Source organism: Kitasatospora sp. NPDC057542 (assembly GCF_042801945.1).
GTDB lineage: Bacteria > Actinomycetota > Actinomycetes > Streptomycetales > Streptomycetaceae > Kitasatospora.
The window spans coordinates 20,775-27,992 of the sequence record NZ_JBHVFE010000066.1 but is presented as its reverse complement, the minus strand read 5'-3'; the positions used below and the strand labels follow the sequence as shown (position 1 = coordinate 27,992).

At 70.8% G+C, this 7,218-nt stretch carries 6 protein-coding genes; 3 read left to right on the top strand and 3 right to left on the bottom strand.

What is annotated here, in order from left to right:
- Positions 1-278, top strand: a 278-nt coding sequence (locus tag ACFU7Y_RS11655; RefSeq protein WP_380767608.1) for a transposase, incomplete at its 5' end; no start/stop codon positions are given.
- Positions 279-519: 241 nt separating this feature from the next.
- Positions 520-1,776, top strand: a complete 1,257-nt coding sequence (locus ACFU7Y_RS11650; protein WP_380767611.1) for an IS110 family transposase — start codon at positions 520-522, stop codon at positions 1,774-1,776.
- A 4-nt stretch (positions 1,777-1,780) separates the two neighbouring features.
- Here the strand turns inward: ACFU7Y_RS11650 and ACFU7Y_RS11645 are convergent, their stop codons facing one another.
- Positions 1,781-2,452, bottom strand: a complete 672-nt coding sequence (locus ACFU7Y_RS11645) for a hypothetical protein (RefSeq protein WP_380767607.1) — start codon at positions 2,450-2,452, stop codon at positions 1,781-1,783.
- Between the two features lie 351 nt (positions 2,453-2,803).
- Between ACFU7Y_RS11645 and ACFU7Y_RS11640 the strand changes: the two genes are divergently transcribed.
- Positions 2,804-4,222, top strand: a complete 1,419-nt coding sequence (locus ACFU7Y_RS11640; RefSeq protein ID WP_380767606.1) for an IS4 family transposase — start codon at positions 2,804-2,806, stop codon at positions 4,220-4,222.
- A gap of 92 nt (positions 4,223-4,314) precedes the next feature.
- Here the strand turns inward: ACFU7Y_RS11640 and ACFU7Y_RS11635 are convergent, their stop codons facing one another.
- Entirely contained in the window at positions 4,315-4,578 is a 264-nt protein-coding gene (locus ACFU7Y_RS11635; RefSeq protein ID WP_380767605.1) for a hypothetical protein, read from the bottom strand.
- A 32-nt stretch (positions 4,579-4,610) separates the two neighbouring features.
- Positions 4,611-7,067 (bottom strand): ATP-binding protein, encoded by a 2,457-nt coding sequence (locus ACFU7Y_RS11630; protein WP_380767604.1) that lies wholly within the window; start codon positions 7,065-7,067, stop codon positions 4,611-4,613.
- Between the last annotated feature and the right edge of the window lie 151 nt (positions 7,068-7,218).

Sequence of the window (7,218 nt, the reverse complement as noted above, 5' to 3'; positions counted from 1 at the left end):
GCCGCTTCCCCTCCCGTCACTTCCAGATCAACGCCGCCTGGCTGGAACTGTCCCTGGCCGCCATAGACCTGCTCGCCTGGACCCAAGTCCTCCTGTTGGAGGGAGAGTTGGCCACATCCGAGCCGAAGAAGCTCCGCTACCGGCTGCTGCACGCCGCCGCCCGCATAACCCGCGGCGCCCGCCGACTACACCTGCGGATCGCCACCACCTGGCCCTGGCGCCACGACCTGGCAACCGCCTTTACACGACTGCAGGCCCTGCCCCGACCCGTCACCTGATTTCCCCGACCGTCCCTGCCCACCCACGAACCGAGGACCTTGGAGACACCGGCCACGCGTCGGGACCTCGGCATGTCCCCACACCCCCACACAGGCACAACGCGTCGCCAGTGCCATCAACCGAGCTCAGCCAGGCCCAACTGAAAGGCGGAGGCTAGTGAGGTGGCGGACCGGCCTTGGTGCCGAGTCCTGGAATTAGGTCGCTGCGTGGCCCGCATGTGCTCGTGACCAGCGCAAACACCTGCGCCAAGGGGAGGAGAACCACGTGATCTACTGCGGAATCGACTGGGCGGAGAAGACACACGACGTCGCCTTGGTCGACGACACCGGCCAGCTGCTGGCCAAGCGCCACATCACCGACGACGCGGCCGGCTACAAGCTGCTGCTGGACCTACTCGCCGAGTACGGCGACACCGAGGAGAACCCGATCCCCGTCGCGATCGAGACCTCCCGTGGCCTGCTGGTCGCGGTCCTGCGGACCGGCAAGCGGAAGGTGTTCGCGATCAACCCGATGGCCGCCGCCCGCTACCGCGACCGCCACGCCGTCTCCCGCAAGAAGTCCGACCCAGGCGACGCCCTGGTCCTGGCGAACATCCTGCGCACCGACATGCACGCCCACCGGGCCCTGCCCGCCGACAGCGACCTGGCCCGTGCCATCGCCGTCCTGGCCCGCGCCCAGCAGGACGCCGTCTGGAACCGGCAGCAGATGGCCAACCAGCTCCGTTCCCTGCTGCGCGAGTACTACCCCTCGGCCCTGGCCGCCTTCGAGGCGTGGAAGAACGGCCTGTGCCGGCCCGAGGCCCGCGAGATCCTCAAGACCGCCCCCACACCCGCCAGGGCCGCGCGTCTGACCCGCGCGCAGATCGCCGCCGCTCTGAAGCGGGCCGGCCGCCAGCGCGGCATCGAGGCCGAGGCCGAGCGGCTGCGTGAGGTCTTCCGCGCCGACTGGGCTCACCAGCCCGCCCTGGTCGAGGACGCGCTCGGCCGGCAGATGCTCGCTCTCCTGGGCCAGCTCACGGCCGCCTGCACCGCGGCCGACGACCTCGCCCAAGCCGTCGAGGAAGCGTTCCCGCAGCACCCGGACGCCGAGATCATCCTCAGCTTTCCCGGCCTCGGCACGCAGCTCGGCGCCCGCGTCCTGGCCGAGATCGGCGACGACCGGACACGATTCGCCGACGCCCGCGGTCTCAAGGCCTACGCAGGCGCTTCCCCGGTCACCCGGGCCTCCGGCAAGAAGTCCAGCATCACCCGCCGGTGGGTGAAGAACGACCGGCTCAACCACGCCGGCTACCTCTGGGCCTTCGCCGCCCTGACCGCCTCACCCGGTGCCAAAGCGCACTACAAGCGCCGTCGCGACGAGCACTCCGACTGGCACGCCGCCGCCCAGCGCAACCTCTTCAACCGCATGATCGGCCAGCTCTACCACTGCCTCAAGACCCGCCGAATGTTCGACGAGCAGACGGCGTTCCCCACCCCGCTCGTCGCCGTTGCCGCCTGACGGCTCAGGCGTCCGGTTCCGCCACTGCGAGGCAGGCCTCCAGCACCGCTCGCCGGTCCTGCGGCAGGTGGTCACCGAGCGGGCTCTGCCGCGGGCTGTGCTCGCCGTCGCAGATCCAGCTCCGCTCGTCCGTGTCGAACGCCCACGCCTGGGCGCCCCACATCGGGTGGCCTTCGAGCAGGCGGCGGGCCAGCGGCTCGCATCCGTCAGGGGCACCCTGGGCAATCAGCGCCTCGACGACCACGTCCACGGCCTCCGCAGGAGCCCGGGCGTCGCCCAACACCGGCAGGAGAAGCAGCAGCCGAGCGTGGGGATCGGTCACACCGACGGCCTCCTCAGGGGCTTGGAGGATCGCGGCGAGCTCCGGCCAGCACAGGCCTGGGCCGATGCGGTCCTGATCCATGCTGGCCAGGACCGCATCGGTGCTCCCCGGGTGGACCAGGAAGTAGTCCGTGCTCGTGAACTCCTCGCCGCTGTTGTAGTGCACGACGATCGCGAACCCACCCTCCAGCGGGACCGTGAACGCCGGCCAGGCCGACTTGTCGTGCAGCCGCTCCAACATGGCACCGGCATCAGCAGCGTCCACACCGAAGGCCTCCGGCGACACGTCATCGCACAGGTCGACCAGGTGCGCGGCCCAGAACCCGGGCTCGTCCAGCAGCGGGAGACCATCCACAACGGGAGCCGACGAGTACCAATGCCGCGCCATCACCATGCCGTGATTCTGGCGCACGAAGATCCGCTTCGGCCAGGAACGCGAACACACTTCCCGCCGGGATCAGCTCCCGGCACGTCTCCCACACATCCGGCCCGACCAGATCCCCAGCCCATTCCCCCATCGCCACGAAACGAGTCTGGCCCCACCGCACACGCGGTGGGGCCAGAACCTGAAAGATCTTCAGCAAACTTCTAGGGCAACGCCGTTGCGTTTGGCTGTTCGGCGGCTGGTCAAGTCCCTGACGACGAGGAACGGGACCTCTGGTAGATCACTTGTGTCGAGCAAGATGATCAAGAACCAGGGGTCCCGTTGCAGGAGAAGTCTGTCATCACCCGGACGATCACGACAGCCCCGGGGGTGTACGCGCCGGGGCACCTGGGCGAGCTGACCCAGATCGTGGACTTCGACCTGGTGGACCTCGTGCTGCAGGAGACCGGCGCTCGTGAGAAGCGGCTGAGATTGCTGCCCGCCCGCGTCGTGGTCTACTTCACCCTCGCACTCGCCCTCTTCGAGCACTGCTCCTACCGGGCGGTGTGGGGCAAGCTCACCGCCGCTCTCGGCCCGCTGACCCCGATCCACCCGGCTGCCTCCTCCCTCGCACGGGCCCGCCGCCGACTCAGCGCGGCTCCACTGCGCCGGTTGTTCGAGACCATCGCCGGGCCGGTTGCCGGCCCCGGCCAGGCCGGATCCTTCTACCGGGGACTGCGCACGGTGGCGCTGGACGGCACCTATCTGCACGTGCCCGACGACGAGCAGGTCACCTGGCGCTACCCGAAGCGCGTCGGCGAGCTGCTGGGGTTCGGCTACCCGCTGCTGCGTCTTGTTGCGGTGGTCGAGTGCGGCACCCGGGCCGTGCTCGCCGCCTGTTTCGGCCCCGAAGACGAGGGCGAACTTCCCTACGCCCGCCGCCTGCTGAGCTGCCTGAACGACTCGATGCTGCTACTCGGGGACGCCGCCTTCGATGCGGTGGAGTTCCTGCGCGAGGTGACCGCGACCGGCGCACAGTTCCTCGTGCGCTCCTCAGCCCGACGTCGCCCGACCATCCAACGCCGCCTGCCGGACGGCTCCTACCTGGCCCGCCTGGCCGCCCCATACCGGGCCGGGCACGGCTACAGCACGCTGCCGGTACGCGTGATCGAGGCGTGGATCACCGTCACCCTCGCCGACGGCACCACCCGGCGTGAACCGTGGCGGCTGATCACCAGTCTGCTCGATCACGAGCGTCATCCAGCCGGCGAGCTCGTGGAGCTCTACCACCGCCGGTGGCAGGTGGAGACCACCTACTTCTCGATCAAGGCGACCATGCTCGACGGCCGCGTCCTGCGCTCGCGAAGCGTCCCGGGCCTGGATCAAGAGGTCTACGCGCTTCTGGCGACCTACCAGGCGCTCATCCGCACCGCGGCCGACGCGGTCACCACCCGGCCGGGTCTGGCCATGGAGCGGATCAGCTTCACCGTTCTGCTGCAGGCCGCCGCCGATCAGGTCACCACCGCCACCGGCATACACGCCGCCGGACCCGACCCCTTGCTCGGACCGATCGGCCGGATGGTCCTGGACAACCTGCTGCCCACCGCGCGGCGCCAGCGCGTCAAGGCCCGCAGCCGCAAGAACCCAACGAGCAAGTACGGGCCGAACGCAGGAAAACACCCGCAAACCACCCAGACCTACGCCCTTTCTGTCGAGATCCACGTCATGGAAGACGGACTTGCATCACGCCGCCGCCGGTAAACGCAACGGCGTTGACTTCTAGGGGCTGTCTCTTTGGCCGATGTCGGCCTCGTCCGAGGGCGTGTCTTGCGGATTCCGGCCCGGCCCCGGGATCAGCCGTGGGGCTGGTCCCGGGGAGCGTCCTGGTGGACGTGGATGTCACCGTGCATCGCAGCGTAGACGGTGCTGTGGCCGCTCGCGGTGTTGTTCATCGTGGAATCCCCGGCCCCGGAGGCGGGAACGGCCGGCGGTTCCTCCGTTCCGGCGCCCGGCTGCGGGTTCGTCACCTCCACGTGGTTGTCGTGGCCGACCACGACAGGGGCGGTGGCGTCGCCGCCGATGCGGATGGTGTACCGGTCGCCGGACTCGGGGGGCATGGGGACTCCTTGCGGTGGAGAGACGGGTCAGGTCAGGACACGCGGGTCCAGGTGCCGCAGACGGAACAGCGGAGACCCTCGGTGGACGTGCCCGAGGGCGTCGCCTGCAGCGTCTTGTAGTCCTCGGAGAGCCGGAGGTTGAGTGTGGAGTGGCCGATCACCGGACCGCAGTCGCCGTAGGCAAGGTTGTGAACGGGGAAGCTCGCCCGATAGCTGTGCCCGCTCCCGGTGATGTTGACCGCACTGGGTGTCGTCGTCGTGGTGCATTCCTGCATGGTGAACCCCGAGCCGGACGAACGGATCTGGGCCGTGCCGGCCGGAGTCGACCACACCCCGGCGAGGCTGTCGGGGCTCGACGCCGACTGGTTCTCGAAGAACGCGACGATAGCTCCCCTCCCCGCGTACCCACCGACCACGACGACGAGCAGGAGCACGACCTTCGCCATGACGGCCGAAGTTGCCGCGCCGGCCCCGGCCGTGGCCGCCGCACCTGCGGCGCCGGCCGCCCCGGCCCCACCCGAGGCCGCGGAGGTGCCGGTGACAACGTGCGCGGCGGTCTGGTGAGCCGCGTGCGTCGCACCATGTACACCGGCCTGCCCGGCACCGTGCGCAGCCGTGTGTCCGGCGCCGTGCACACCGGCTTGCCCGGCACTGTGTGCGGCGTGTGTCGTACCGTGCGCGGCCGTGCCTGCGGCGCTGTGACCGGCGGCCGTGTGCGGCAGGACTGCCGAGGTGCCGGGCGGGGCGGGGCTGGGCGCCAGCCCCGCCATGTGGGAGGCCGCTGTCGGTGCCTGCGCGGCGTGCGTTGTAGCGACCCCGTGGACAGCCTGTCCGGAGGCGGTCGGGTCGACCGGCAGCACCGTGTGGCCACCGGGCAGCACTGCATGACCACCGGCTGCCGCGCTCGGATCCACCGGGACGGCGCCTGATCCGGTCAGCAGTTGGTCGGCTGCCGGTGTGTAGTGCTGTGCGTTGAGCGCGGTGGTGGCGCCGTGCTGGTCGCCGAGGGCCTTCCACAGCTGGACCGCCTGGCCCAGGAGCACGGCGGCGATCACGCGGCGGCCGGTGAGCAGGTTGCGGATGCCCTCCTCGTGGGTGAAGTAGGCCTGGGCGGGCCTGTCGTCGGCTTGCTGGGCGGCGCTCCAGCCTCGGCCGAGCAGTCGGCCCCAGGCTCCGAAGCGCAGCGATCGGGCCAGGGCGGGCGAGGCGGCCCGGGCGATCCGGACGGCCAGTTCGGGCCGGCCGGTGGCTTCGGCCAGGGCGGCGGCCCGTTCCAGGACTGCGCTGTGGCGGGCGACGTCGTCGGCGGTGGTGGTGGCCCGCGCGATCCAGTCGGCGAAGTGGTCGCAGATCCGTTCGACCGGGAACGGTTCCGGGTCCTGCCGGAAGACGGCCGGCACGGTGTCCTCGGCGCAGCGGTAGCCGTCGTCCCCGGCGATCAGCAGGCCGAGCCCGGCCAGGTGCTCGGTGGTCCTTTCCGTGCCTGGGAGTTCGGTGATAGCGGCGAGGTGGCCGGGTGCGAGGTCGGTGCCGTCGAGGGTGGCGAGCAGGCGCAGTACGGTGCGGGCTGGCGTGTCGAGCCGTTCGAGCAGCAGCGGGAGTAGTTCGGAGACCTTGCCGGGCAGGGGCAGCCGGGCGTCGTCGGCGGAGTCGAAGCGGGCCAGGCCGGCTGCTCTGAGCAGGTGCAGGGGGCGGCCCTGGGCGGCCTGCCAGAGGGCTCTGGCGGTGTCGGTCTCGTCGGGGGCGAGTGGGCGGCCGAGTTCGCGGACCAGCAGTTCCATGCCGGCCGGGTAGTCGAGGCCGGGCAGTTCGATCACTTTGCCGTCCTCGCCCAGCAGTGAGCGCCGGTGGGCGGCGAAGACGAAGGTGGCGTCTGCGGCGGTTTCGGCGAGGGCGAGGGCCTGTTCCCTGGTCAGCTCGGCGTTGTCGACGTAGACGACGAGGCGCAGTCCGGTCATCAGCCGGCGTAGTTCGGTGTCCGACGGGGCGTAGCCGGCGGCGTCGTAGCAGGCTTCGAAGACTTCTTGGGCGAGGTCGGTCACCTCGCGGTTGGCCGCGTTGAGGTAGAGCGTGCCGTCCGGGCCGGGTGCCAGGCGTCGGGCCGCGTGGCGCAGCAGCATGCTGGTGCCGCTGCCGGGCGGGCCGTAGAGCTGGACCAGGCCGCAGGTCCTGACGCCTTCGGCCAGGGCTGCGAACTGGGCTGCCCGGCCGATGGGGTCCTGCTGTCGGCGCGGGAGCAGTACGGTCCGCTCGCGGCGGACGGGTTTCGGCCGTTGGCCTTGCATCAGCAGGGTGACCGAGGATCCGTGCTGGGCGTCGACGAGCAGGTTGTGGTTGCCCACGATCACCGGGGACCGGTTGTCGCCGTCGATGTCGACCCGGTAGTCGTTGCCGCGGGTGTTCCCGCTCCCGGCCCCGTTCCCGTTCTGGGGCCGGGGGTCGGTGCGGGGGTCGGGTGCCGCTGTGGCGGGTTCGTGCGTCTCTTCCATCGTCACACCGCTTTCCGGCCGTGCACGCGACCGCGCCGGGGCGGTCCGCCGCGCGGGCAGCAGCCGATCGAAGGAGGTTCGGTCAGCCGGGTGGAGCCGGCCCGGACCGGGGCCGCGTGGGGCGGCCCATGACCGGGATGCTAGTGATGCC